We start from the raw sequence: 213 nt of genomic DNA, 5'->3' as shown, positions 1-213 counted from the left end.
GCAAGATTAAATCATGTACGATATCAATGAATAAATCGGGAAAATATTTTATATCCATTCTTGTGGAATCAGCGGACGAAACGCCCCAATTAGTTGAACGGAAGATCGGGATTGATTTGGGTATTTCTGATTTTGCGATCACCACCAATGATTTAGGGGAAACTGAGAAGCACAAAAATCCAAAACCGCTGTACAAGTCCGAAAAGAAGCTGA

At 39.0% G+C, this 213-nt stretch carries 1 pseudogene; it reads left to right on the top strand.

Going from position 1 to position 213, the window contains the following annotated elements:
- Positions 1–26: 26 nt before the first annotated feature.
- Positions 27–213: pseudogene (locus ACYQ2O_RS13955) on the top strand (RNA-guided endonuclease TnpB family protein); the annotation flags it as partial.

It is taken from the genome of Alkalibacterium sp. m-11 (assembly GCF_054658155.1).
The sequence above is the reverse complement of the archived record's forward strand: the minus strand, read 5'-3'. Positions and strand labels throughout refer to the sequence as shown.